Below are 23975 nucleotides of genomic sequence, written 5' to 3'. Positions count from 1 at the left end.
GCATGGCTGCCAACGCGATCGACCAGACGAGGCGGATGCTCTCGCTCGTCACCTATCTCCGTGAGCGCCCCGGCGCCCACGTCGCCGATGTCGCCCGCGCCTTCGGGATCACCGAGGACGAGCTGATCTCCGACCTGGACGTGCTGCCCATGTGCGGCACCAGCTTCCGCGGCGGAGACCTCCTCGACATCGACACCGACGGCGACCGGATCTGGTGGCACAACCCGGACGACGTCGCCGCGCCGCTGCGGCTCGCCGCCGACGAGGCGACCGCCCTCCTGGTCGCCGCCCGCGCCGTCGCCACCCTCCCCGGGCTCCGGGAGAGCGACCGCGAGGCGCTGCTCCGCGCCACCGCCAAGCTGGAGGCCGCCGCCGGCGAGGCCGCCGGGGCCAGCTCCCGGCTCTCGGTGACCTTCGAGTCCGAGGGCGGGGTCTTCGCCGAGGTCGACCGGGCGATCTCCGAGCGCCGCCGGCTCTGGGTGCGCTACTACTCGCCCGCCCGCGACGAGCTCACCGAGCGCGAGGTCGACCCGATCCGGCTCTTCGCCGTCGGCCACACCTATATGGAGGCGTGGTGCCGGCTCTCCGAGGCGCGCCGCACCTTCCGGCTCGACCGCGTGGCCGAGATCCGCATCCTCGACGAGCACGCGGCGCCGCCCGAGCTGGAGCTGCGTGACCTCTCCGCGGGTCTGGTCCAGCCCTCCGCCGACGACCCCGAGGTCGTCGTCGAGGTCGGTCCCGGCGGGCGCTGGGTCGCCGAGTACTACCCGCACGACCGGGCCGAGGAGCTGCCCGACGGCGGGCTGCGGATCACCCTGCGGACCCCGGACCCGGCCTCGCTGCGCCGGCTCGCGCTGCGGCTGGGCAGCGACGGGCGGATCGTCGCGCCGCAGGATCTCGCCGACAACGCCAGGACGGCGGCGGCCGCCGCGCTCGCCGCGTACGAGGGCGAGTGACGTTCCCCGCCCGGGGGACGCTGTTACTGACGTGGTGACGTCACTGACCTGGTGACCGGTGGGGTGACGGACACGGCGCGCCGAGGCAGGTGCGGACGTACGTGCCGCGCGTCGTGTGGTGCGTGGGGTGCGGGAGTCAAGAGATGAGGGAAATGTCCGTGATGCACGGTTTTACGGCGACGGTGGCCCCGGTCCTCTTCAAGGCCGCCTGCCCTGACTGCCGCTCCCGCTTCGAGCTCTCCGCGAGCGCCCTGCGCCTCGCCATCGGGGCCAGCCGCCGCACCACCTTCTACTCCTTCACCTGCCCGGAGTGCGGCAGCTCCGTCCGCAAGCCCGCAGGCGAGCGCATCATCGAACTCCTCACCGGCGGCGGCGTCCGGACCCTGAGGCTCCACACGACCGTCTGAACCCGGGGGCTCGGCACGACCGTCCGAGCCCGGGGGCTCCACACGACCGTCTGAGCCTGGGGGCTCGACATGATCGTTTGGGCGCGGGGGCTCCCCATGACCGTCTGAACCCGCGGTTCGACACGACTGTCCGGCCCCGGCGCACGGCCCGGCCGCCGGGCCCGCCGCGCCCAACGTCTAGGCTCAGCACATGTTCTGGCCCATGCTCGCCATCGCCCTCGGCTTCCTCGGCATCGCCGTCCTCGGCGTCCTCGCCGTCCGGGTCTTCCTCGAGGTCCAGCGCCTCGGCCGTCAAGTGGCCCACACCACAGAGCGGATCGGTCAGGCCGCCGAAGACCTCGAAACGGCCGCCGTCGGTCTGGCCCGAACCGGCGAGTCCCTGCGCTGAGTCCGTGCCGTACGCTGCGTGAAGCGGCCCTGAACCGGGCGCGCGGGACGCAATCGGGAGTATGCAAGGGCATTGCCCTGCGTTTACTCCTGCGGGTTACGATCGCAGACAGCGCGGTGGCCGGACGCTTGTCCGACCCGCCGGGCACCGCACTCCATGTCGCCTCGGTGAAGAAGGTAAACAGCTATGGGTAGGCTCGGCCCCACCGAGATCATTCTCATCCTCGTCGTCATCATCCTGCTGTTCGGCGCCAAGAAGCTCCCGGACATGGCCCGCTCGCTCGGCAAGTCGGCCCGCATCCTCAAGAGCGAGGCCAAGGCGATGAAGTCGGACGACCAGCAGAGCGCCCCCGCCGACCCGCCCGTCGCCGGCACCGGTACCGCCGCCCAGGAGCCCGCCCCGCGCACCATCCAGGCCGCTCCCGGTGACGTGACCAGCGCGCGTCCCGTGACCGAGCCCTCGGACACCACCAAGCGCTGACCCGGTCCGCCGCGGCCGCCGCACCGTGCGGCGGCCTGCCGCACGAGATGAGGACGTGGGTTGCCCAAGTCTGCCCGCAAGCAGGAGAAGGATCCCGAGGGTCGGATGCCCCTCGTGGAGCACCTGCGTGAACTCCGTAACCGACTGGCGAAAGGTCTCCTCGCCGTCGCCGCGGTGACGATCGTGGCCCTCGTGTACAGCGAGGAGCTGATGCAGTTCCTGACGAAGTCGGTGCCCAAGTGCCCCGCCGGCGTCACCAGCGACGGCGGCAACTGCGCGATCGTCTCCTTCAACACGCTGATGGCCCCGTTCAGCACGACGATCCAGTTGTCGCTGACCACGGGCCTCGTCATCGCGAGCCCGATCTGGCTCTACCAGCTGTGGGCCTTCGTCGCGCCCGGCCTGCACAAGAGCGAGAAGAAGTACACGTACGCCTTCGTCGGCGCCGCCGTGCCGCTCTTCTCCGCCGGCGCCTACCTCGCGTACCTGATCCTCCCGATCAGCGTGAAGGTCCTCATCAGCCTCACGCCCAGCGGCTCCGCGAACATCCTCTCGCTCGGTGACGTCCTCGACTTCACCCTGCGCATGGTGCTCGTCTTCGGCCTCGCCTTCGAGCTGCCGCTGGTCCTGGTGATGCTCAACCTCACCGGAGTCCTCACCGGGCGCCGGATGGCCGGCTGGTGGCGCGGCGTGATCATGGGCGTCTTCGTCTTCGGCGCCGTCATCACCCCGACCACCGACCCCGTCGGCATGATCGCCCTCGCCGGACCCATCACCATCCTGTACTTCGGGGCCGTCGGCTTCTCCCTCCTCAACGACCGGCGGCGCAAGCGCAACAACCCCGACGCCGAGCTCGACGACGACGAGGCATCGGAGCTGGACCTGACCCCGCAGGCCGTCGCGGCCATCGAGCCGGTCGGCGCCTCCCGTGCCCTGCCGGAGCAGGCCACCGGCGAACCCGGCGGTGCCGGCGTACAGCGCGCGAACGGTTACGACGACATCACCTGATCTTGTAGGGTCCCCCCAGACTCCGTCCGGGGGGACCCCATGACCAGCGAGCTCACCCTCTTCGTCAACCCCACCGCGGGCCGCGGCCGCGGCGCCCGCACCGCCGAGCCCGCCGCCCGCATCCTGCGGGACGCCGGATTCTCCGTACGTACGGTCCTCGGGCACAACGCCGACGACGCCCTGCGACGCGCCCGCGAAGCGGTCGCGGCGGGCACCGGCGCCCTGGTCGCCGTCGGCGGCGACGGAATGATCTCCCTCGCGCTCCGCGCGGTCGCCGGGACCCGTACCCCGCTCGGGATCATCCCCGCGGGCACCGGCAACGACTTCGCCCGCGCACTCGGCCTGCCCGTCCGCGACCCGGCCGCCGCGGCCCGCGCCACCGCGCGGATCCTCAGGACGACGGGCGCCCGGAGCATCGACCTGGGACGGATCGGGACCGGCGGGGACCTGACCGGGGTCGGAGACCTGACCGGCGTCGGGGACCCGGCCGGCGATTCGGCCGGGGATCCCACCGGCGATTCGACCGGAGGCCTCGCCGCGGAGGCGGCCCGAGACCACGCCGGGGGATCCGCGACCGGCCGCTGGTACGGCACCGTCCTCGCCTCCGGCTTCGACTCCCGCGTCAACGACCGGGGCAACCGCATGCGCGTCCCCGCCGGACGCTTCAAGTACGACCTCGCGATCCTCGCCGAACTCGCCGGCTTCCGCCCCGTCCCGTACCGCCTCACCCTCGACGACGGGACCGTCGTCGAGACCGACGCCACCCTCGTCGCCGTCGGCAACGGCAGCTCGTACGGCGGCGGCATGCGCATCTGTGCCGACGCCCGCCTCGACGACGGACTCCTCGACGTCACCGTCGTCGGCGACTGCGACCGCAGGACCCTGCTCAAGGTCTTCCCCCGCGTCTACAAGGGCACCCATCTCAGCCACCCGAAGGTCACCACGTACCGGGTCCGCTCCCTCACCCTCGAAGCCCCCGACACCACCGGGTACGCCGACGGAGAGCCCCTCGGCAGGCTCCCCCTCACCGTGCGCTGCGTCCCCGGCGCCCTGCGCGTCCTCGCCCCGGAGCCCGGCGAAGCTCCCGTAGCGGGGCCGTAGCCGAGCCGTAGTGGGGCCGGTTACGGAGCCCGGGGAGAGACCCGGAGCGGGCCCTTCCGCATCCCCTCGATAAAGATCGCGTCACTGTCACAGGCGGCGGGTAGGCTCGAGAACAAGATGACAGAGGACCTCACACCAGCCGAGGCGTACGCGGCCGCTCTTGCCCGCAACGCCGATGCGGCCACCGCGCTGGCCCCCTTCCGCGAGATGTACGAGTTCGGTCTGGACCCCTTCCAGATCGAGGCATGCCGGGCCCTCGAAGCGGGCAAGGGCGTACTCGTCGCCGCGCCCACGGGCTCCGGCAAGACCATCGTCGGCGAGTTCGCCGTCCACCTCGCCCTCGACCAGGGCCGCAAGTGCTTCTACACGACCCCGATCAAGGCGCTGTCGAACCAGAAGTACGCCGACCTCGTCAGGCGCTACGGCAACGACAAGGTCGGCCTGCTCACCGGTGACAACAGCGTCAACGGCGATGCGCCGATCGTGGTCATGACCACCGAAGTCCTCCGCAACATGCTGTACGCGGGATCCCAGGCCCTCTCCGGCCTCGGCTACGTGGTCATGGACGAGGTCCACTACCTCTCCGACCGCTTCCGCGGCGCCGTCTGGGAGGAAGTGATCATCCACCTCCCCGCATCGGTCACCCTCGTCTCACTCTCCGCGACCGTGTCCAACGCCGAGGAGTTCGGCGACTGGCTCGACACCGTCCGCGGCGACACCGAGGTCATCGTCTCGGAGAGCCGTCCCGTCCCCCTCTGGCAGCACGTCCTCGCCGGACGCCGGATGTACGACCTCTTCGAGGAGGAGACCGACCACGGCGGCCGCGGCGCCTCCCGCCGCGAGGTCAACCCCGACCTCCAGCGTCTCGCCCGCACCGAGAACACGCGCACGTACAACCCTCGCGACCGGCGGCGCGGCAAGATGATCCGCGAGGCCGACCGCGAGCGCGAGCGCCGCCAGCGCTCCCGCATCTGGACCCCCGGCCGCCCCGAGGTCATCGAGCGCCTCGACGCGGAAGGGCTCCTGCCCGCCATCACCTTCATCTTCAGCCGCGCCGGCTGCGAGGCCGCCGTCCAGCAGTGCCTCTACGCCGGACTCCGGCTCAACGACGACGACGGGCGCCGCCGCGTCCGCGAGATCGTCGAGGAGCGCACCGCCGCCATCCCCACCGAGGACCTCCACGTCCTCGGCTACTACGAATGGCTCGAAGCGCTGGAGCGCGGCATCGCCGCCCACCACGCCGGCATGCTCCCGACCTTCAAGGAGGTCGTCGAGGACCTCTTCGTGAAGGGCCTCGTCAAGGCCGTCTTCGCCACCGAGACGCTCGCCCTGGGCATCAACATGCCCGCGCGCACCGTCATCCTGGAGAAGCTCGTCAAGTGGAACGGCGAGCAGCACGCCGACATCACCCCCGGCGAGTACACCCAGCTCACCGGCCGTGCCGGCCGCCGCGGCATCGACGTCGAGGGCCACGCCGTCGTCCTCTGGCAGCGCGGACTCGACCCGGACCACCTCGCCGGACTCGCCGGCACCCGCACGTACCCGCTGCGCTCCAGCTTCAAGCCCTCGTACAACATGGCGGTCAACCTCGTCGAAGGCTTCGGCCGGCACCGCTCCCGCGAGCTCCTCGAAACGTCCTTCGCCCAGTTCCAGGCCGACCGCTCCGTCGTCGGCATCTCCCGGCAGGTGCAGAAGAACGAGGAGGGCCTCGAGGGCTACCGCGAGGGCATGACCTGCCACCTCGGTGACTTCGAGGAGTACGCGCGGCTCCGCCGCGACCTCAAGGACCGCGAGACCGAACTGGCCCGCCAGGGCGCCGCCCAGCGCCGCGCCCAGGCCGCCGGCTCCCTGGAGAAGCTCAAGCCCGGCGACGTCATCCACGTCCCCACCGGCAAGTTCGCCGGACTCGCCCTCGTCCTCGACCCGGGCATCCCGGCCGGCCGCACCAACGGCCACCGCGGCTTCGAGCACCACGACGGGCCCCGCCCCCTCGTCCTCACCGCCGAGCGGCAGGTCAAGAGGCTCGCCTCCATCGACTTCCCCGTCCCGGTCGAGGCCCTGGAGCGGATGAGGATCCCCAAGTCCTTCAACCCGCGCTCCCCGCAGTCCCGTCGCGACCTCGCCTCCGCCCTGCGGAGCAAGGCCGGACACATCAACCCCGAGCGCCACCACAAGCAGCGCGCCGCCGCCGCCGACGACCGCGAGATCGCCCGGCTGCGCACCGAGATCCGCGCCCATCCCTGCCACGGCTGCGACGAGCGCGAGGACCACGCCCGCTGGGCCGAGCGCTACCAGCGTCTCCAGCGCGACACCCAGCAGCTGGAGCGGCGCATCGAGGGCCGCACCAACACCATCGCGCGCACCTTCGACCGGATCGTCGCACTCCTCACCGAACTCGACTACCTGCGGGGCAACGAGGTCACGGAGAACGGCAAGCGGCTCGCCCGGCTCTACGGCGAACTCGACCTGCTGGCCAGCGAATGTCTCCGCGACGGTGTCTGGGAGGGCCTGACCCCGGCCGAACTGGCCGCCTGTGTCTCGGCGTTGGTGTTCGAGGCGCGCCAGTCCGACGACGCCGTCGCACCCAAGCTGCCCGCGGGCGACGCCAAGGCGGCGCTCGGTGAGATGGTCAGGATCTGGGGCCGGCTCGACGCCCTCGAAGAGGAATTCAAGATCAACCAGACGGAGGGGGTCGGCCAGCGCGAACCCGACCTCGGATTCGCCTGGGCCGCCTACCAGTGGGCCTCCGACAAGAGCCTCGACGAAGTGCTGCGCGAGGCCGAGATGCCGGCCGGCGACTTCGTCCGCTGGTGCAAGCAGGTCATCGACGTCCTCGGACAGATCGCGGCGGCGGCGCCCAGGGAGAACAGCACCGTCGCCAAGAACGCCCGCAAGGCCGTGGACGCGCTGCTGCGGGGTGTCGTCGCCTACAGCTCGGTGGGCTGACGGCCCTCGTCCTTCCTGTACGGGGCCGAGTGCCCGTGGTGATCACGCCACGGGCACTCGGCCCTTTTCAGACCTCCGATTGTCGTACTCGGCCGTTGACGCAGCCGTTGTCCACAGGCCGTCGTCCACAGGGGTGGCGCGGGCGGGGCCGTTCCGATTGCATGGACTCACAAGCAGGAAAGGCCAGTTGGGGAGGGGACGTACATGACCACGCAAGCCGGTCATTCGCACGCGGGGGCGCAGGGCGAGGGGCAATCCCACACCGGGAGGCACGGCGAGGGGCAACCGACGGAGACGCCGTCAGACACTCCGGCAGCACTGCGTACCGCGGTTCCGGTTGTCGTCGACGGGCCGCGAGGCGTGCCCCTCCTCGGCAGCCTGCCCGCCTTCGGGAAGAACCCGCTGGCCTTCTTCGAACAGCTCCGGGACCGCGGCGACATCGTCCGCTGGCGCTTCGGCCGCAAGCCCTCCCTCTTCATCGCCCACCCCGACACCGTCGGCGAACTCCTCACGGAGGTCGAGCGCACCTTCGACCAGCCCGACCTCGGCATCGCCTTCCGCACCCTCCTCGGCAACGGCGTCATCGTCTCCAAGGGGGCCGACTGGCGGCGCAAGCGCTCCCTCGTGCAGCCCTCCGTCCGGCCGAAACAGGTCCGCTCCTACGCGGCGACCATGTCCGAATGCGCCGTCGCCCTCGCCGACCGATGGGCCGACGGGCAGCACATCGACATCAAGAAGGAGATGGCGGCCCTCACCCAACTCGTCGCCGTCCGCACCATCTTCGGCGTCGACACCGCCGCCGACGCCGAAGCCATCGGACAGGCGATGGACGTCGCACAGAAGGAGATCGGCGCCGAGTTCAGCGGCATCGGAGCGGTGCTGCCCGACTGGCTGCCGACCCCCGGACGCGCCCGCATCAAGCGCGCCACCGCCGTCATCGACGCGGAGGTCTCCCGCGTCGTCTCCCGCCACCGCGAAGGCGACACCGAACGCCCCGACCTCCTCAGCCGCCTCCTCGCCGCCCGCGACGAGACCGGCGCACCCCTCTCCGACCAGGAGATACGTGACGAGACCGTCACCCTCTACATCGGCGGCCACGAGACCACGAGCTCCACGCTCGTCTGGGCCTGGTACCTGCTCTCCCGCAACCCGCGGGTCCGCGACGCCCTCGCCGAGGAACTCGACCGGGTCCTCGCCGACCACGAACCCGGCTACGACGACTACGCCTCCCTCACCTACACCCAGGCGGTCATCAAGGAGACCCTCCGCCTCTACCCCACGATCTGGCTGATCACCGGCCTCGCGAAGGAGGGCGCCACGCTCGGCGGCGCGGCCGTCCCGGCCGGCACCCGCGTCTGGTCCAGCCAGTGGGCCACACACCGCGACCCCCGCTGGTACGGCGACGCGGAAGCCTTCCGCCCCGAGCGCTGGATCGAACGGGACGGCGAACCCGCCGAAGAGATACCCGAGTACGCCTGGTTCCCCTTCGGCGGCGGCCCCCGCGTCTGCCTCGGCACCCGGTTCGCCCTCGTGGAGGCGGTCCTGATCCTCGCGGTCCTGGCCCGCCGCTACCACCTGGACGTCACCACCGAGGAAATCCTCCCCGTCCCGAGCCTCACGCTCCAGCCGGACCGCGACGTCCTGGCGACGGTACGGGCACGGGGCTGAGGCCGGACCGGAAGCGCGGCCGGGGCGGCCAGGGCGACCAGGGCGGCTGAGACGGCTGAGGCGAGGCTGAGGCCGCCACCGGTCAGGCGGGCGGTCGTCCGGACGCCAGAGCCGTCGCCAGGTCCCGGAGGTCGCCCGCGTACAGCACCCGGCCACCGAAGCCGGGCAGGGGGACGTGGAGGGTGGCCGTCCAGCGGGCGGGGATCGCGCCGGCGCCGTGCACGGCGCCGGCGAGCATCCCGGTCACGGCCGCGACCGTGTCGGTGTCCCCGCCCAGGTCGACCGCCGCGGCCACGGCCCCTTCGAAGGAGTCGGTCGTACGGAGCGCCCACACGGCCGAACCGAGACAGGGCCACACCGCGCCGTTGAACTCGGTGGCGTCGTCCGGGTGCCAGCCGGGCGCCAGGACCGTGGCCCAGCGATCCCGGTGCTGCGGGGTCACCTCGGCGAGGGTCGCGGGCAGGGCGGCGAGCGGGTCCTCGCCGAGGAGGGCGACGCGGATCAGCTCGTGGAGGATCGCCGTACCCTCCCAGGCCGCGCCGTCGCCATGGGTGAGGGCGCTGATCCGACGGGCGGCATCCATCGTCTCCGCCCGCCCCCGGGCCGCGAAGTACACGGCGGAGGTCGAGGCCCGCATCAGCGAACCGTTGCCGGCGGCCAGCGCGTTGATCCGGAAGTGCATCGCGGCGGCCAGGTCCCAGGAGTCCCCGCCGAGCAGGACCTGCTCGGTCTGGAGGCCGATGTCCTTGGGGTCGGCCGTGGCCCAGCGGCGGAACCGGTCGAAGATGTCCGGCAGGTCGAGGCCACCCCGTTCGAGGAGCGACTCGCCGACGAGGACGGCCATCTGCGTGTCGTCCGTCGCCTCGCCGGGGTCCCAGCCGGCGCCCCCGCACAACTCCCCGACGCTGTCGGGGAAGTGCTCCCGGAAGACCCCCGGGAGCCTGAACTCGAACGGGGCGCCCAGGGCGTCGCCGACGGCGGAGCCGAGGACGGCGCCCACGTGACGATCGGTGGCTCGCATCCGGTCAGGTTAGTGCGGGCTCGGTCCGTCGCCGCAGCGCCCTGGTCGTCCACACCGCGCGGACCACCAGGAACAGAGGCAGCCCGAGAGGGGAGAGAAGGATCGTCAGGATCAGGAGAGGACCCATCAGGAGCGGCGGCACGGCGAGGCGACGGGCCTCCCGGTACATCCACTGACCGAGCAGCAGGTCCCAGGCGATGACCTGGGCCCAGATCGCACCGGCTCCGTTCGCGAGCGTCGCGAGGTCACGGAAGGTGTCGATGTCGGGGCTGCTGACCGCCGTCCACAGCTCCGGTGCGACCGGGGCGGCCAGGACCGCCCAGACCGCCAGGAGCGGCAGCACGGTGAGCGGCGAGGCCGCGACGCGTTCGGTGATCCGCCAGGCCGGCGCGAAGATCATCAGGAGCCACACCGGCGCGGCGAGCAGGAACGTCAGCTCGAAGAGGAAGCCTGTCATGAGGTGACCTTTTCCTGGGAGGGAGCGGGGGCGGGGGCGGGCGAGGACGGGGAGGGAGGGGAGGGGGTGGGGGAGGGGGAGGCCCCCCGGAGGGAGAGTGCCGCGGCAGCCCCGCCCAGCAGGACGATCGCCCCCGCGCCCGCCAGCGTCGCGCCGTCCGGTGCGAACAGGGCCTGGCCGCGCAGGGCCTGCCAGGTCAGCAGGACGAAGGTCGCGGTGTACGCGGCCGAGGCGGTGAAGGTGAGCCGGAGCCGTACCCGTTCGTCCGCGAGGCGGGCGAAGCGCGGTGCGAGCGCGGCCAGGACGAGCAGAAGCAGCGGGAGCAGCTGCAGGGCGTGCATGCCGAAGAAGTGCGGGATGCGCAGGTCGCCGCCGTTGCTCGCCCAGCCGGTCAGTGGCATCGAAGGGCCGCCGTCCGGCACGCCGACGGCGTGGGCGCCGATGATCGGCGATTCGTCGACCTCCAGCTGCTCCGGGGTCGGACGGACCATCAGGAAGCCCAGCCCGGCGCCCGCAAGGGCGATCAGCGAGGACAGCCGGACAGCCCAGGCCATCGCCCGGTCGAGGATCTTGGCGCGCAGCAGGAGCACCGCGATGACGAGCGCGCTCAGCCAGAGCACCAGGATGGAGACGCCCATGATCTGGAAGACGGCGTCGTCGAAGGGGGTGGCGTGGTTGAAGTGACTCCGCTTGCCGCGGATCACCTGGAGGGTGATGAGCACCATCTCGCCGGCGCTGGTGACGGCGACCACGGTTCCGGCCCACCAGCCGACGCGGCGGCCGCGGGGCAGCAGCGAGATCATCCAGGCGAGCGAGAGTGTGTACGCGAGTAACGAGACCGAGAACTTGAACGGCTTGGTCCAGATCGGCACTCCGACCAGGATCCGGTCGTCGACGAAGATGCCGACGGCGGAGACCAGGGCGACAGCGCCCATGGAGACGGCGACCCAGACCAGCGGTCGATGGAGCCGCAGGAGCGGGTTCTTGTGCGCTGAGGACATACGGATCCCCCGTGGGAAGTATGGATAGTGGGACTAGCCACTATCTGATAGCGCCACTATCTATGATGGGAGTGTCGGTCGGCAAGGCCGAAGCAAGACCAGGAAGGTGAACGCGCGGTGCGCATCGGAGAGTTGAGTCGCAGAACCGGGGTGTCCATCCCGACGATCAAGTTCTACGTTCGGGAAGGACTGCTGCCCGCCGGGGAACTGACGAGCCCGAACCAGGCCTCGTACGGGGAGGCGCATGTGCAGCGCCTCCGCCTGATCCGGGCGCTCCTCGATGTGGGCGGTTTGTCGGTGGCGGCGGTCCGTGAGGTGATCCTCGCGATCGACGACCCCGAACGGTCGGTGCACAAGCTGCTGGGCACGGTGGCCTCCGGGCTGGTGCCGCGTTACGACCGCGAGTCGCAGGCCGGGATCGAGGACGCGCGGAAGCAGGTCGCGGCGCTGATCGCCGCGCGCGGCTGGCGGGTGCACCAGGGCAACCCGGCCTCGGAGGCGCTTGCCGTGGCCCTCGCGGCGGTCGACGAGGCAGGCCACGGGTCGTTCGTCGAAGTCCTGGACACGTACGCGGACGCGGCGGAGCGGGTGGCGCGGGCCGACCTGGACTACGTGGCGCGCAATGTGGCGCGCGAGGAGCTGGTCGAGAGCGTGGTCGTCGGCACGGTCATCGGCGAAGCGATCTTCTCGGCGCTGCGGCGGATGGCCCAGACGGACACCTCGGACCGCATGTACGGGCAGGCCACCTAGGGGGTGTCCGGCAGATCACGGCCGGGGCCGCGGCGTATCCGACCCTGATCCGCCGGGCGGGCCCCAGGCCCAGGGGTGTCTTGCGGATCGGGCCGGGCTCTCGGTGCCTTGCACTGGCGGCGGCAGGAACATCCCCGCCCCGGTACGGCGTCCCGGTCGGGACCATCCCCACCGCGGTACGGCGTCCCGGTCGCAAACGGCGCGGGGCCCGGGGGATCACCCCGGGCCCCGCGCCGTGAGCCGAACTGCCCGGCTCCGTGCCTCAGTTCTCCTGCTCGCGCTCCACCTGGTCGTTCCACTCGCGCTTGATCGCGCGCCAGGCCTCGTCCGACTTGCCCTGGCGCCAGTAGCCCGAGATCGACAGCCGCTCGCGCGGGATCCCGCGGTCCTGTCGCAGGTGGCGGCGGAGGTCCTTCACGAAGCCCGCCTCGCCGTGGACGAAGGCGTGCACGTCGCCCGCCGGGAAGTCCAGGGTCTGCACGGCCTCGACGAGCGCGTGGCCCGCCGGGCGGTCACCCCGGTGCAGCCAGGAGACGTGGATGTCGTGCTCCGTCGCGAACTTCTGCTCCTCGTCGGCGTCCGAGATCTCCACGAACGCGTGCACGCGCGCCCCCGCGGGCAGCCGCTCCAGGGCCACCGCGATCGCCGGCAGCGCGCTCTCGTCGCCCGCGAGCAGGTGCCAGTCCGCCGCCGGGTCCGGCGTGTAGCCGCCGCCGGGGCCGAGGAAGCGCACCGTCTCGCCCGCCTGTGCCCGCGCCGCCCACGGACCCGCGAGGCCCTCGTCGCCATGGACCACGAAGTCGATGGTCAGCTCGCGGTGGACCGGGTCCCAGGCCCGTACGGTGTACGTCCGCGTCGTCGGCCACTGCTCCCGGGGGAACTCCTCCCGGATCCGGTCCATGTCGAACGGCTCCGGATAGGCGATGCCCTCGGGGGCGAAGAGCAGCTTCACGTAGTGGTCGGTGTACGCGCCGACCTCGAAGGCGTCGAGACCGGGGCCGCCCAGAACGACCCGCACCATGTGCGGGGTGATGCGCTCGGTGCGCACCACACGCGCTTCGGTGGCCTTCGGTGCCTTGCGGGGCTGCTCCGCCACGAGTGGCTCTCCTGACTCGACGTAACTCGACGTACTAGGTACTTAGGTATGCCTAAGCTAGCATCCCGAGGCGCGGTCGACCCAGTGTGGCCTGATTTCTTCAGCGTTCCAGGACCGGAAGCAGACGGCCCACGGCCCCGCCGAGACCCCAGCGCTTCACGAGGGCGTCGAGGGCCGCCGGGTCACGGGGAGCCTTCGGCAGGGTCGCGTCGAACTCCGGCAGCGGTACGTCCCCGGCGACGCGCACCACCGTCGGCGCGACGTCCAGGTATGCCGCCGCCTCCACGATTCCGCGCCGCTTGGCCGGCGTCAGCTTCGACGTCCGGTCCTCCGCCGCCGTCCGTACGCCCGTCAGGTCCCCGTACTCCGTGATCAGCTGCGCGGCCGTCTTCTCGCCGATGCCCTTCACCCCGGGGAGGCCGTCGCTCGCGTCACCGCGCAGCGCCGCGAAGTCCGCGTACTGGTCGGGGCGCACTCCGTACTTCGTGTGGATCAGCTCCGCGTCCACCAGGTCGCAGTCGCCGACGCCCTTGCGCGGGTACAGCACGCGGACGCCCCGCGCGTCGTCCACCAGTTGGAAGAGGTCCCGGTCACCCGTGACGATGTCCACCGGCCCCGACGCGTGTCCCGCGAGCGTCCCGATCACGTCGTCCGCCTCGTAGCCGGCCGCCCCGATCCGGGCGATGCCGAGTGCCGCCAGGACCTCCTCGATCACCGGCACCTGCGGGGACAGGGTGTCCGGGATCTCCTCCTCGTCCGGGCCGGTCTCCGTCTCCACGGCCACCCGGTGCGCCTTGTACGAGGGGATCAGGTCGACCCGCCACTGCGGCCGCCAGTCGTTGTCCCAGCAGGCCACGAGGTCGTCCGGGTGGTGGTCCTGGACGAGCCGGGTGATGAAGTCGAGCAGTCCGCGCACGGCGTTCACGGGGGAGCCGTCGGGGGCCCGGACGGAGTCCGGTACGCCGAAGTAGGCGCGGAAGTAGAGGCTGGCGGTGTCGAGAAGCATGAGGCGTCGAGTCACCTGCTTGATTTTAGGGCTCGGGGCGCCTCCGGGGCCGGGGGACGCGATTCGCCGAGCATGCGCCGGGGGACGCGATTCGCCGAGCACGCGCAGACGGACGCGTTTCGCCGAGCACGCGGCCGAGGGACGCGGCTGTGGCGTCCGGTGACGCGTTCGCGGTGCCGGCGGTTCCTACCCCTCACACGTGACCCCCGTCACCTTTGCGTTTGCACCCTGTGAAGCAGGGCAGGCGCAGGCCCGGAGCGGAACCCGGTACGGGATTCAACAAAAGGATCCCCGTACGCGACGGGCCCGCGGGCCGATCCCGCCCGCTCCACGGCCCAACCACGCGGGGGTGGCGGGGGCCGTTTTCGTTGCTACCCGTGAGGTCTATGTGTCCAGGCTCCAGGCAGACCACCTGTTCAAGGTGTTCGGCAGACGACCCGACGAAGCCGTCCGCAGGCTCGCCGCCGGCGACGCCGACCGCGAGGAGCTGCGCGCCGAGGGGACGACAGCAGCCGTCGTGGACGCCGGTTTCACCGTCGAGCCCGGCCAGATCTTCGTCGTGATGGGGCTCTCCGGGTCCGGTAAGTCGACCCTTCTCCGCATGCTCAACGGCCTGCTCGAGCCCACCGCCGGCCGGGTCCTCTTCGACGGACGTGACCTCACCGCGCTGTCCCCCCGCGATCTGCGCACGGTCCGCTCCACCAAGATCAGCATGGTCTTCCAGCACTTCGCGCTGTTCCCGCACCGAAACGTTCTGGAGAACGCCGCCTACGGCCTGGAGGTCCAGGGTGTCCCGCGCGCGGAGCGAGAGACCCGGGCCACCGAGGCCCTCGAACTGTGCGGCCTCGCCGGCTGGGAGAAGTCCTGGCCCGACGAGCTCTCCGGCGGCATGCAGCAGCGCGTCGGCCTGGCCCGCGCGCTCGCGACCGACGCCGACCTGCTCCTCATGGACGAGTCCTTCAGCGCGCTCGACCCGCTGATCCGCCGCGACATGCAGGACCAGCTCCTCGTCCTCCAGCAGCGGCTGAAGAAGACCATCGTCTTCATCACCCACGACCTCAACGAGGCCATGCGCCTCGGCGACCGGATCGCCGTCATGCGCGACGGCAGGATCGTGCAGCTCGGCACCGCCGAGGACATCCTGGTCCGCCCCGCCGACGACTACGTCGCCTCCTTCATCCAGGACGTCGACCGCTCCCGGGTGCTCACCGCCTCCGCCGTCATGACGGGCGGCGCCACCCCGGCGGACTGCCCCGCCGGCTGCGCCTGCCAGGTGGTCGGGCCGGACACGCTCGTCGCCGACCTGTGCGCGGTCGCCGCCCGCGCCCCGCACCCCGTGACCGTCCAGGACTCCGACGGTTCCGTCCTCGGAGTCGTACCGACGGAGCGTCTGCTCGCCGTCATGGGCGGACTCGGCGCGAGGGACGCCGGCGCCCCGGCCGGCACAAAGGCCGACGGCACGGCCAGTGGTACGACCGGCATCGCGACCGGCAGCAAGTCCGACAGCACGACCGGCAGTGAGACCGACACCAAGGCCGACACCGAGGCCGGCACCAAGGCCGCCACCCAGCCGAAGAAGGAGCTGACCGCCCGTGCCTAGGCTTCCCCTCGGCGAGTGGGTCGACAGCTCCGTCGACTGGCTCCAGGCCCAGTTCTCCTGGCTCTTCGACGCCGTCAGCACCGGCGTCACCGGCCTCTACGACGGCATCGACGCCGTCCTGTCCGCGCCCCAGCCGCTGCTCTTCGCCGGCATCCTCGCCGTCGTCGCCTGGTGGCTGCGCGGGCTCGCCGCCGGCGTGCTCGCCTTCGCCGGGTTCGCGCTCGTCGACTCGGTCCAGCTGTGGGACGAGGCCATGGCGACCCTGTCGCTCGTTCTCGTCGCCACCCTGGTGACCCTGGTGATCGCCGTACCGCTCGGCATCTGGGCGGCCCGTTCGAAGACCGTCAGTGCCGTGCTCCGGCCGGTCCTCGACTTCATGCAGACCATGCCGGCGATGGTCTACCTCATCCCCGGCATCATCTTCTTCGGCGTCGGCGTCGTCCCCGGCATCATCGCCACCATCGTCTTCGCGCTGCCCCCGGGCGTCCGCATGACCGAGCTGGGCATCCGGCAGGTCGACGGTGAACTCGTCGAGGCCGCCGAGGCGTTCGGCACCACCCCGCGCAACACGCTGCTGCGCGTGCAGCTCCCGCTGGCCCTGCCGACGATCATGGCCGGCATCAACCAGGTCATCATGCTCGGCCTGTCCATGGTCGTCATCGCCGGCATGGTCGGCGGCGGCGGGCTCGGCGGCGCCGTCTACCGCGCCATCGGCAACGTCGACATCGGCCTCGGCTTCGAGGCCGGCATCTCCATCGTCGTCCTCGCCATGTACCTGGACCGGATGACCGGCGCCCTCGGCCGCCAGGTCTCCCCGCTCGGCCGCCGCGCCGCCGCCAAGGCCCGCGCCGCGCTGAGCGCCAGGCGCCCCGGGGCGAAGATCTGGGCCCACCGCCCGCAGCCCGTCACCGCACTCGTCGGGGTCGTCGTGCTCGCCCTCGTCGCCGGCGGTACGGGCTTCCTCGGCGGCTCCGGTACGAGCTCCACCACCGCCTCGGGTCCGAACGGCGGTCACGGCAAGAAGATCAGCATCGGCTACATCCCCTGGGACGAGGGCATCGCCTCCACGTACCTGTGGAAGGAGCTCCTGGAGCGCCGCGGGTACGAGGTCGACACCAAGCAGCTGGAGGCCGGCGCGCTCTACACCGGCCTGGCCGGCGGCCAGCTCGACTTCCAGACCGACTCCTGGCTGCCCGTCACCCATGCCCAGTACTGGGAGAAGTACAAGAACAAGCTGGAGGACCTCGGCTCCTGGTACGGTCCCACCTCGCTCGAGCTCTCCGTCCCCTCGTACGTGAAGGGCGTGGACTCGCTCGCCGACCTCAAGGGCAAGGCCGGACAGTTCAAGGGCCGGATCGTCGGCATCGAGCCCAGCGCCGGAATGATGGGCATCCTGAAGGACAAGGTCCTCAAGGAGTACGGCCTGGAGGGCGAGTACGAGGTCGTCGACGGCTCCACGCCCGGCATGCTCGCCGAGCTGAAGCGCGCCTACGAGCGCAAGGAACCGGTCGTCGTGACCCTCTGGTCGCCGCACTGGGCCTACGCCGCGCACGACCTGAAGAAGCTCGCCGACCCCAAGGGCTCCTGGGGCAAGGGCGACGGCGTCCACACCCTGGCCCGTAAGGGATTCGCCGCCGAGAACCCCGAGGTCGGCGCCTGGCTGAAGAACTTCGAGCTGACCGAGAAGCAGCTCACGGATCTCGAAGCCGTCATCCAGGAGACCGGCAAGGGCAAGGAGCAGCAGGCCGTCCGCACCTGGCTGGACGAGAACCCGGGCCTCGCGGAGAAGCTCGCGCCGCAGTAGCCCGCCCGTAGCCTGTGGGCGACGGACAGCGACCGGTGAACGGTTCCTGTCCGAAAAGGGGTGGTCGCCGAACGTGTTCGGCGGCCGCCCCTTTTCGTCACGACGCGAAACCCCGCCCCAAAGCTGCGTAAGGTTCAGGTAACCGCCCGGTACGGGTACGCACGAGACACGAGGGAGGGGGCCGACATGGACGAGAAGGAATCACCCCGCGTGGGCGCGGCCGTCAAGAGACGACGCAGAGCGCTCCAGCTCACCCTGGCCGTCGTCTCCTCGCGCAGCGGTCTCTCCGTGCCCTTCCTCAGCCAGGTCGAGAACGACCGCGCGCGTCCCAGCCCCCGCTCCCTCGAACTCGTCGCCGACGCCCTGGAGACCACCGCCGCCGACCTCCTGGCGGCCGCCGAGGCCTCCCGCACCGTCGACGTCGTACGGGCCGACGAGGTCTCCCCGGCCCTGCCCCCGGGGGTACGGGCGATCGTCCGCGGCCGCCACCAGCTGCACGCCCTGGAGTTCACCGGCGAGCAGGACGCGGGCCGCGAGTTCCAGCACCGGAACGACGAGCTGCTGTACGTGGCCGACGGGGCCGCCGAGGTCGAGGCCGAGGGCCGCGCGTACCGGCTGGGCCGCGGCGACACGCTCTATCTCTCCGGCGGGGTACGCCACCGCTGGCGCGCCACCGAGGCGGGCACCCGGCTGCTCGTCGTCGCGGTGGCCGAGCACGTCGAGGCCGAGGAGGAATGAGCGCGGGGCGGGGCACGGTCAGGAGAGTCGTCTCCCTCGTGCCGTCCCTGACGGAGGCCGTCGCCGTCACCGCGCCCGGCCTGCTCGTCGGGGCCACGGACTGGTGTGCTCACCCCGTCGACCTCGACGTCGCACGGATCGGCGGCACCAAGAACCCCGACGTCCGTGCGATCACCGCGCTCCGTCCCGACCTCGTCCTCGCCAACGAGGAGGAGAACCGCGCCGCCGACCTCGCCGAGCTGCGGGCCGCCGGGCTCGACGTCCTCGTCACCGAGATCCGCACCCTCGACCAGGGCCTGCGCGAGCTGGCACGGGTCCTCGCCGCGTGCGGCGCGCCCCGGCGGCCCCGCTGGCTCGACGAGGCCGAGGCGGCCTGGGCGGCGGTCACTCCGGACGGGGAGTGCGCGGCCGTCGTGCCGATCTGGCGGCGTCCCTGGATGGTCCTGGGCCGTGACACCTTCGCCGGTGATCTGCTCGCCCGCCTCGGCGTCCGCAACCTGTACGCCGGCCACCCGGAGCGCTATCCGCGGCTGCCGCTCGACGAGCTCCGCGCCGCGGCGCCCGACCTCGTCGTGCTGCCCGACGAGCCGTACCGCTTCACGCGCGACGACGGCCCCGAGGCGTTCCCCGGGACCGCCGCCGCCCTCGTCGACGGGCGTCACCTCACCTGGTACGGGCCGTCTCTCGTCGAGGCGCCGCGGGTGCTGGCGCGGGCCCTGCGAGCAGCGCACCGCTGAAGAGGCCGCGGACGGTGTGGGACCCGGCCACCAGCCAGGCCGCGACGAGGGCCGCGTACAGGCCGATCGCGAGCCACCGGAAGGCCGCGAGACCGGTGTGCTGGGCGAGTCCCTCGGCGCCGGTCACGCAGGTCCCGACGGGGAAGGTGAACGCCCAGAACGTCATCGCGAAGCCCATGCCCTGCCGGCGCGCCCGCAGCACCATCGCCCCGGCGAGGGCCAGCCACAGCAGGGCGAAGCCCATGACGGGCACGCCGTAGAGGACGGCGAAGGAGGCGAAGCCGTGGGCGTACGGGGCGGGGAGCACGCCCGGGGCGACGTCGGCGAACTTGTTCGCGGCGGTCGTCGACTGGCCGAGGGGGCCGAGGACGAGGAAGAGGGTGGGGGTGAGCGCGAGGGGCAGCGGGCCGCCGGTCACGAGCCGGCCGAAGACCAGCGGCAGCATGACCAGGGTCGCGAGGAGGCTGACGCCGAACATCGCCCAGCAGGCGAGGAGCAGGGTCTCCTGGGCCTGTCCGGCGGGCAGATGGGGCACGAGCAGCGGGCCGAGGGCGGCGGAGACCATGGGGGCCACGACCGGCAGCAGCCATACCGGGGAGGCGTTCTCGATCTTGTGGTGCACGACCATGAGGTACGGGATGCCGACCGCGGCCGCCAGGCCGACGACCGTGCCGGTGATGAACAGGACGGTGTCGAGCGCGACGGCGGCGGTGAGGCCGATCCAGTCCCGGCCCACGATCATGGCGCCGCCGCCGACCGCGAGCAGCGCCATCGAGAGACAGCCGTAGAACGGCGCCATGGCGGGGTCAAGGAGGTGGGCGCGGGCCTGGTCGCGGTGGTGGATCCAGTGCACGGTGCGGGCGGCGACCAGGACGAGCAGCATCGCGAGGGACAGCGCCCAGACCGCGGCGCAGGCGGTGCGGAGGCCGGGGAGGTCGATCGGGAGGCCGGCGCCGGCGTTGGCCACGATGGCGGTGCCCATCACGGAGGCGTACCAGTTGGGTCCGAGGTGACGGACGGAACGGGCCGGTGAGGCGGTCGGCCGGGCGCCGGGGGTGGTGGCGCGGACGGCCGGAAGGGGAGGTGCGAGGCTTGCCATGGCTCCACCGTCGTCCGATTTCCCGGCCCCCACCAGGGATCTTGCGGCTATGACGTCATAAGCTGGCTTTATGAGCAGCAGCGGGGAGCATCGCGGGGAGCGGCACGAGGAACAGCACACGGGTGGGCGCCGGACCGAGGCGTACGGCTCCGACGTCAGGGCGCAGCTCCATCACCGGGTCCCGGATCTCGGGGCGCTCGAACTGCTCCTGGCCGTCGCCCGGCACGGGAGCCTCGGCGCCGCCGCCCGTGAGGTCGGCATCACCCAGCCGGCCGCCAGCAGCCGGATCCGCTCGATGGAGCGGCAGCTCGGCGTGGCCCTGGTGGACCGTTCGCCGCGCGGCTCACGGCTCACCGACGCGGGTGCGCTCGTCACCGACTGGGCGCGGCGGATCGTCGAGGCGGCCGAGGCCTTCGACGCGGGTGCCCAGGCGCTGCGTGGGCGGCGGGACTCCCGGTTGCGGGTGGCCGCGTCGATGACGATCGCCGAGTACCTGCTGCCCGGCTGGCTGATCGCGCTGCGGGGCGACCGTCCCGACACGGCGGTGTCGCTCCAGGCCGGAAACTCGGCGGTCGTCGCGGAGCGGCTCCTCGCGAACGAGGCGGACATGGGTTTCGTGGAGGGGCTCGCGGTGCCGGACGGCCTCGACGGGGTGGTCGTGGCGCACGACCGGCTCGTGATCGTCGCGGCGCCCTCGCACCCGTGGGCCCGCCGCCGCGGCCCGCTGGACCCGGCGGAGCTGGCGGCGACCCCGCTGATCCTGCGGGAACGGGGCTCGGGCACCCGGCAGGTCCTGGACGCGGCGCTCTCGGGCCACGGCGGGCTCGCGCGGCCGCTCCTCGAACTCGCCTCCACGACGGCGGTGAAGGCCGCCGCGGTCAGCGGGGCCGGGCCGGCCGTCCTCAGCGAGCTCGCGATCGCCGAGGAACTGGCCTCGCGGCGCCTGGTGGCGATCCCCGTCGAGGGGGTCGAGCTGCGCCGTGACCTCCGCGCGGTCTGGCCCACCGGCCACCGCCCGACCGGCCCGGCCCGCGACCTGCTCTCCCTGACCCGCGCCCGCCCGACGGGCTGAACACCGGACGGGCTGAACGCCCGACGGGCTGAACGCAGGACGGCCTGAACACCCGACGGCCTGAACACCCGACGGCCTGAACACCCCGACGGGCTGAACACCCGACGGCCTGAACACCCCGACGGGCTGAACACAGGACGGCCTGAACAACCGGGCCGGGGAACGGCTCAGGGTGGCGGATCAGACCCCCGCGGCCCGGTGCGTGATCCCTCCGTCCAGGACCGTCAGCAGGACCGGCAGGTCAGGCAGGTCCGTCGCCGGTGTGGTGAGGGGGTTGTCGCCGAAGACCGTCAGGTCGGCGCGGAAGCCCGGCGCGAGCCGGCCCGCCTCGTGCTCCTCGCCCGCCGCGTATGCCGCCGCCGTCGTCATGCCCCGCAGCGCCTCCAGCGCCGTCAGTGCCTGCTCGGGACCGTGCGGCGCCTGTCCGAGGTCGCGGCTCGGGCGCCGGTGCCGCGCGCCGGCCATCACGCCGAGCGGCGGGAACGGCGCGATCGGCCAGTCGGAGCCGAGGACCACCGTGGCCCCGGAGTCCGCCAGGTCCCGGCAGCGCCACGCGCGTGAGGCGCGCTCCTCGCCGAGGCGGCGCGACCAGTTGTCGGTGTGGTCGGCGCGGGTGAAGTCGCAGCAGTGCGTGGGCTGCATGGAGGCGAGCACGCCCAGCTCGGAGAAGCGGCGCAGCGTGTCGTCCGGGACCGTCTCGATGTGCTCGACCCGGTGCCGCACCTCGCTGCCGCCGCCCCCGCGCGCCTTCTCGACGGCGTCGAGCACGTGCCGCACGGCCGCGTCCCCGATGGCGTGCGTCGCGGTGGCGATCCCGGCCCGGTGCAGCTCCCCGATGATGTGGGTGTACGCGGCGGGGTCCGGCCAGAACGCGTGCGTGGACTCGCCGTGGCAGTCGGGCCGCTCCAGCCACGCGGTGCCGTTGTCGATGGTCCCGTCCATGAAGAGCTTCACGCCCGCGACCCGCCACAGGGCGCCGCCCGTGCCCTGCCGCGCGATGAGGTCCCGTACGCCGTCCGCGTCGGTGCCGGGCTGGCACCAGGGCGCCACCCGGAGCCGCAGCGCCAGTTCACCGGCCTCGTCGAGCTCCCCGTACAGCGCGAGGCTCTCGCCGTTGGCGTCCATGGCGTGACCGCCGGTGAGTCCGGCCGCCGCCATGGACCGCAGCGCCGCCGCGAGCCGCTGCCGGCTCTCCTCGGGCCTCGGGCGCGGGGCGACCCGCTCGACGAGCTCGCAGGCGGCGTCCTCCTGGAGCAGTCCGGTCGGGCGTCCGTCGGCGTCGCAGACGACCTCGGCGGAGGCCTGGTCGAAGGTGCGGGGCCCGTCGACCCCGGCGAGTCCGAGCGCCCGCCGGCTGGCCAGCGCCGAGTGGGCGTCGAAGAGCAGCAGGAACGCCGGGACGCCGTCGAGGACCGCGTCGAAGGGGGCGATGCCCACGGGGTGGTCGCCGAAGACGTTCGGGTCGAGGCCCCAGCCGAAGAGCCAGTCGCCCCGGCCGAGGTTCCGGACCTCGCGGGCGAGGGCCTCGCGTACGTCGTCGAGGTCCGAGCAGTACGACAGGTCGAGGCCGTGGGTCAGTTCGGCGCCGGACACCGGGTGCAGGTGCCCGTCGACGAGGCCGGGGGTGACGACGGCGCCCTTCAGGTCCACGACGGTGGTGGCGGGTCCCGCGAGCGCGCGGATCTCGCGGTCGTCGCCCAGGGCGGCGATCCGGCCGTCGTCGGAGACGGCGAGCGCGGTCTCGGGCAGGAACGCCCCCGTGCCGGGGTCGAGCAGACGGGCGGAGAGCAGGACGAGTCGGGTGCGCACGGGTGGCTCCAGGGCTCCAGGAAGGGACGGGTGCGGAGGCCCGCGGGGGCCTCGACGAAGGGGTCGGTCAGGCTGGCTCGCGGGTGGCCTCGGCGTAGGGACGGGTCAGGCCGGCTCGCGGGTGGCCTCGGTGTCGGGGTCGGTCAGGCGGCGGGCTCGGTCGGCGGCGGTACGTCGGTCAGCGCGCCGTGCGGCAGGCCGAGTTCGCGTTCCGCCGTGGTCAGGGCCATCCGGGTCACGGCCTCCGGCCGGTCGGTCCGGTCGGAGTTGGCGTGGGCGCCGAGGCCGTCGAGCACCACCAGGATCTGGATGGCGGTGGCACGCGGGTCCTCCGTGTGGAACTCGCCGCGTGCGACGCCCTCGCGGATGAGCTGCTCCAGACGGTCGTCGGAGGCGAGTTCCTGCTCGGTGACCCGGTCGCGCAGGACGGGCCGGTAGCGGCTGAGGTGCCGGGCGTTGATCCAGAGGCGGCTGATGTCGTCGTACGCCTCGCCCGCCGAGAGCGCGAAGTAGTGCGCGAGCCACTGCGTGGGGGTCCCGTGGGGGCGCTCGGCGGGCAGCAGCGCGTCGAGCTCACCGGTGGCGGCCACGCTGAACGCCTCGCCCACCAGATCCTCCGCCGAGGGGAAGTAGTGGCTGATCAGACCGGGTCGTACGGCGAGCTCCTCGGCGATCCGCCGGAGGGTGACGCACTCGAGCCCCTCGGTCAGGGCGACGCGTGCGGCGGTCTCCACGATCTCCGCCCGCCGGGCTTCGGGTGTTTTCCGAACTCTCTTGCGCTGGACGCTTGACGACATAACCGCGATGCTATTGAGTGTGCGACCAATAAGC

General features: G+C 72.4%; 22 protein-coding genes. 14 read left to right on the top strand and 8 right to left on the bottom strand.

The features are described 5' to 3' along the window. Window positions 1-2 precede the first annotated feature (2 nt). The 8 genes from E0F75_RS13465 (at window position 3) to E0F75_RS13430 (ending at window position 8954) form a co-directional block, all read left to right on the top strand. Window positions 3-956: a YafY family protein gene (locus E0F75_RS13465; protein ID WP_187622743.1), complete on the top strand. Its 954-nt coding sequence runs from the start codon at window positions 3-5 to the stop codon at window positions 954-956. A gap of 143 nt (window positions 957-1099) precedes the next feature. Beyond that, window positions 1100-1363, top strand: coding sequence for a hypothetical protein (locus E0F75_RS13460; RefSeq protein ID WP_187622742.1), 264 nt, complete (start codon window positions 1100-1102; stop codon window positions 1361-1363). A 190-nt stretch (window positions 1364-1553) separates the two neighbouring features. Further along, window positions 1554-1751, top strand: a complete 198-nt coding sequence (locus E0F75_RS13455) for a hypothetical protein (RefSeq protein WP_187622741.1) — start codon at window positions 1554-1556, stop codon at window positions 1749-1751. A gap of 186 nt (window positions 1752-1937) precedes the next feature. Further along, window positions 1938-2231 (top strand): Sec-independent protein translocase subunit TatA, encoded by a 294-nt coding sequence (gene tatA, locus E0F75_RS13450; RefSeq protein WP_187622740.1) that lies wholly within the window; start codon window positions 1938-1940, stop codon window positions 2229-2231. Between the two features lie 105 nt (window positions 2232-2336). Next, entirely contained in the window at window positions 2337-3239 is a 903-nt protein-coding gene (gene tatC / locus E0F75_RS13445) for a twin-arginine translocase subunit TatC (protein WP_187622739.1), read from the top strand. A gap of 39 nt (window positions 3240-3278) precedes the next feature. After that, entirely contained in the window at window positions 3279-4340 is a 1062-nt protein-coding gene (locus E0F75_RS13440; RefSeq protein WP_187622738.1) for a diacylglycerol kinase family protein, read from the top strand. A 117-nt stretch (window positions 4341-4457) separates the two neighbouring features. Further along, window positions 4458-7286: an RNA helicase gene (locus E0F75_RS13435; protein ID WP_187622737.1), complete on the top strand. Its 2829-nt coding sequence runs from the start codon at window positions 4458-4460 to the stop codon at window positions 7284-7286. A gap of 318 nt (window positions 7287-7604) precedes the next feature. Then, on the top strand, window positions 7605-8954 hold the full coding sequence (locus E0F75_RS13430) for a cytochrome P450 (RefSeq protein ID WP_187622927.1): 1350 nt from the start codon (window positions 7605-7607) through the stop codon (window positions 8952-8954). A gap of 82 nt (window positions 8955-9036) precedes the next feature. Here E0F75_RS13430 and E0F75_RS13425 read toward each other — a convergent pair whose 3' ends face one another. Genes E0F75_RS13425 through E0F75_RS13415 form a run of 3 tightly spaced genes read right to left on the bottom strand, consistent with a single transcriptional unit; the run spans window position 9037 to window position 11433 of the window. After that, window positions 9037-9975 (bottom strand): ADP-ribosylglycohydrolase family protein, encoded by a 939-nt coding sequence (locus E0F75_RS13425; protein ID WP_187622736.1) that lies wholly within the window; start codon window positions 9973-9975, stop codon window positions 9037-9039. A 4-nt stretch (window positions 9976-9979) separates the two neighbouring features. Beyond that, the gene (locus E0F75_RS13420) at window positions 9980-10432 is read right to left on the bottom strand and encodes an ABA4-like family protein (RefSeq protein ID WP_187622735.1); all 453 of its coding nucleotides are present in this window, start codon (window positions 10430-10432) and stop codon (window positions 9980-9982) included. Next, the gene (locus E0F75_RS13415; protein ID WP_187622734.1) at window positions 10429-11433 is read right to left on the bottom strand and encodes a hypothetical protein; all 1005 of its coding nucleotides are present in this window, start codon (window positions 11431-11433) and stop codon (window positions 10429-10431) included. Before E0F75_RS13415 ends, E0F75_RS13420 begins: the two co-directional genes overlap by 4 nt. 117 nt (window positions 11434-11550) lie before the next feature. Between E0F75_RS13415 and E0F75_RS13410 the strand changes: the two genes are divergently transcribed. Beyond that, complete coding sequence (locus E0F75_RS13410) at window positions 11551-12183, top strand: MerR family transcriptional regulator (protein ID WP_187622733.1); 633 nt, start codon at window positions 11551-11553, stop codon at window positions 12181-12183. A 262-nt stretch (window positions 12184-12445) separates the two neighbouring features. Here the strand turns inward: E0F75_RS13410 and E0F75_RS13405 are convergent, their stop codons facing one another. Together E0F75_RS13405 and E0F75_RS13400 are read right to left on the bottom strand one after the other, a co-directional pair. Beyond that, window positions 12446-13279 (bottom strand): siderophore-interacting protein, encoded by an 834-nt coding sequence (locus E0F75_RS13405; protein ID WP_187622732.1) that lies wholly within the window; start codon window positions 13277-13279, stop codon window positions 12446-12448. A 100-nt stretch (window positions 13280-13379) separates the two neighbouring features. Then, a complete protein-coding gene (locus E0F75_RS13400; RefSeq protein ID WP_187622926.1) occupies window positions 13380-14285 on the bottom strand; it encodes a 5'-3' exonuclease in 906 nt (301 codons plus the stop codon). A 388-nt stretch (window positions 14286-14673) separates the two neighbouring features. Here E0F75_RS13400 and E0F75_RS13395 point away from each other — a divergent pair, with 388 nt between their 5' ends. The 4 genes from E0F75_RS13395 (at window position 14674) to E0F75_RS13380 (ending at window position 19164) form a co-directional block, all read left to right on the top strand. After that, window positions 14674-15885: a glycine betaine/L-proline ABC transporter ATP-binding protein gene (locus tag E0F75_RS13395; RefSeq protein ID WP_229312663.1), complete on the top strand. Its 1212-nt coding sequence runs from the start codon at window positions 14674-14676 to the stop codon at window positions 15883-15885. After that, window positions 15878-17689 (top strand): ABC transporter permease/substrate binding protein, encoded by a 1812-nt coding sequence (locus E0F75_RS13390; RefSeq protein WP_187622731.1) that lies wholly within the window; start codon window positions 15878-15880, stop codon window positions 17687-17689. The genes E0F75_RS13395 and E0F75_RS13390 overlap by 8 nt, the downstream gene beginning before the upstream one ends. 186 nt (window positions 17690-17875) lie before the next feature. After that, window positions 17876-18427 carry a helix-turn-helix domain-containing protein gene (locus E0F75_RS13385; RefSeq protein WP_187622730.1) on the top strand — a complete coding sequence of 184 codons (552 nt, stop codon included), beginning with the start codon at window positions 17876-17878 and terminating at the stop codon, window positions 18425-18427. After that, on the top strand, window positions 18424-19164 hold the full coding sequence (locus E0F75_RS13380) for a helical backbone metal receptor (RefSeq protein ID WP_187622729.1): 741 nt from the start codon (window positions 18424-18426) through the stop codon (window positions 19162-19164). The genes E0F75_RS13385 and E0F75_RS13380 overlap by 4 nt, the downstream gene beginning before the upstream one ends. Here the strand turns inward: E0F75_RS13380 and E0F75_RS13375 are convergent. Continuing rightward, window positions 19091-20263 (bottom strand): TDT family transporter, encoded by a 1173-nt coding sequence (locus E0F75_RS13375; RefSeq protein ID WP_187622728.1) that lies wholly within the window; start codon window positions 20261-20263, stop codon window positions 19091-19093. The two genes, E0F75_RS13380 and E0F75_RS13375, sit on opposite strands and share 74 nt — an antisense overlap. Window positions 20264-20333: 70 nt before the next feature. Between E0F75_RS13375 and E0F75_RS13370 the strand changes: the two genes are divergently transcribed. Further along, window positions 20334-21335, top strand: a complete 1002-nt coding sequence (locus E0F75_RS13370; RefSeq protein ID WP_229312662.1) for a LysR family transcriptional regulator — start codon at window positions 20334-20336, stop codon at window positions 21333-21335. Window positions 21336-21515: 180 nt separating this feature from the next. Here E0F75_RS13370 and E0F75_RS13365 read toward each other — a convergent pair whose 3' ends face one another. Beyond that, window positions 21516-23144 carry an amidohydrolase gene (locus E0F75_RS13365; RefSeq protein ID WP_187622727.1) on the bottom strand — a complete coding sequence of 543 codons (1629 nt, stop codon included), beginning with the start codon at window positions 23142-23144 and terminating at the stop codon, window positions 21516-21518. A 143-nt stretch (window positions 23145-23287) separates the two neighbouring features. Then, a complete protein-coding gene (locus E0F75_RS13360) occupies window positions 23288-23941 on the bottom strand; it encodes a TetR/AcrR family transcriptional regulator (RefSeq protein ID WP_187622726.1) in 654 nt (217 codons plus the stop codon). Between the last annotated feature and the right edge of the window lie 34 nt (window positions 23942-23975).

The organism is Streptomyces sp. CB02980 (assembly GCF_014451325.2).
In the GTDB taxonomy this organism is placed as follows: domain Bacteria; phylum Actinomycetota; class Actinomycetes; order Streptomycetales; family Streptomycetaceae; genus Streptomyces.
This window is presented reverse-complemented; position numbering and strand designations above follow the sequence as displayed.

Excerpts from the sequence above, each read along its gene's own strand:
- E0F75_RS13435 (WP_187622737.1), top strand. The coding sequence starts at position 4,458 with ATGACAGAGGACCTCACACCAGCCGAGGCGTACGCGGCCGCTCTTGCC.
- tatA (WP_187622740.1), top strand. The coding sequence starts at position 1,938 with ATGGGTAGGCTCGGCCCCACCGAGATCATTCTCATCCTCGTCGTCATC.
- E0F75_RS13455 (WP_187622741.1), top strand. The coding sequence starts at position 1,554 with ATGTTCTGGCCCATGCTCGCCATCGCCCTCGGCTTCCTCGGCATCGCC.
- E0F75_RS13375 (WP_187622728.1), bottom strand. The coding sequence starts at position 20,263 with ATGGCAAGCCTCGCACCTCCCCTTCCGGCCGTCCGCGCCACCACCCCC.
- E0F75_RS13385 (WP_187622730.1), top strand. The coding sequence starts at position 17,876 with ATGGACGAGAAGGAATCACCCCGCGTGGGCGCGGCCGTCAAGAGACGA.
- E0F75_RS13465 (WP_187622743.1), top strand. The coding sequence starts at position 3 with ATGGCTGCCAACGCGATCGACCAGACGAGGCGGATGCTCTCGCTCGTC.
- E0F75_RS13370 (WP_229312662.1), top strand. The coding sequence starts at position 20,334 with ATGAGCAGCAGCGGGGAGCATCGCGGGGAGCGGCACGAGGAACAGCAC.
- E0F75_RS13380 (WP_187622729.1), top strand. The coding sequence starts at position 18,424 with ATGAGCGCGGGGCGGGGCACGGTCAGGAGAGTCGTCTCCCTCGTGCCG.
- E0F75_RS13415 (WP_187622734.1), bottom strand. The coding sequence starts at position 11,433 with ATGTCCTCAGCGCACAAGAACCCGCTCCTGCGGCTCCATCGACCGCTG.
- E0F75_RS13400 (WP_187622926.1), bottom strand. The coding sequence starts at position 14,285 with ATGCTTCTCGACACCGCCAGCCTCTACTTCCGCGCCTACTTCGGCGTA.
- E0F75_RS13360 (WP_187622726.1), bottom strand. The coding sequence starts at position 23,941 with ATGTCGTCAAGCGTCCAGCGCAAGAGAGTTCGGAAAACACCCGAAGCC.
- E0F75_RS13440 (WP_187622738.1), top strand. The coding sequence starts at position 3,279 with ATGACCAGCGAGCTCACCCTCTTCGTCAACCCCACCGCGGGCCGCGGC.
- E0F75_RS13460 (WP_187622742.1), top strand. The coding sequence starts at position 1,100 with ATGAGGGAAATGTCCGTGATGCACGGTTTTACGGCGACGGTGGCCCCG.
- tatC (WP_187622739.1), top strand. The coding sequence starts at position 2,337 with ATGCCCCTCGTGGAGCACCTGCGTGAACTCCGTAACCGACTGGCGAAA.
- E0F75_RS13425 (WP_187622736.1), bottom strand. The coding sequence starts at position 9,975 with ATGCGAGCCACCGATCGTCACGTGGGCGCCGTCCTCGGCTCCGCCGTC.
- E0F75_RS13420 (WP_187622735.1), bottom strand. The coding sequence starts at position 10,432 with ATGACAGGCTTCCTCTTCGAGCTGACGTTCCTGCTCGCCGCGCCGGTG.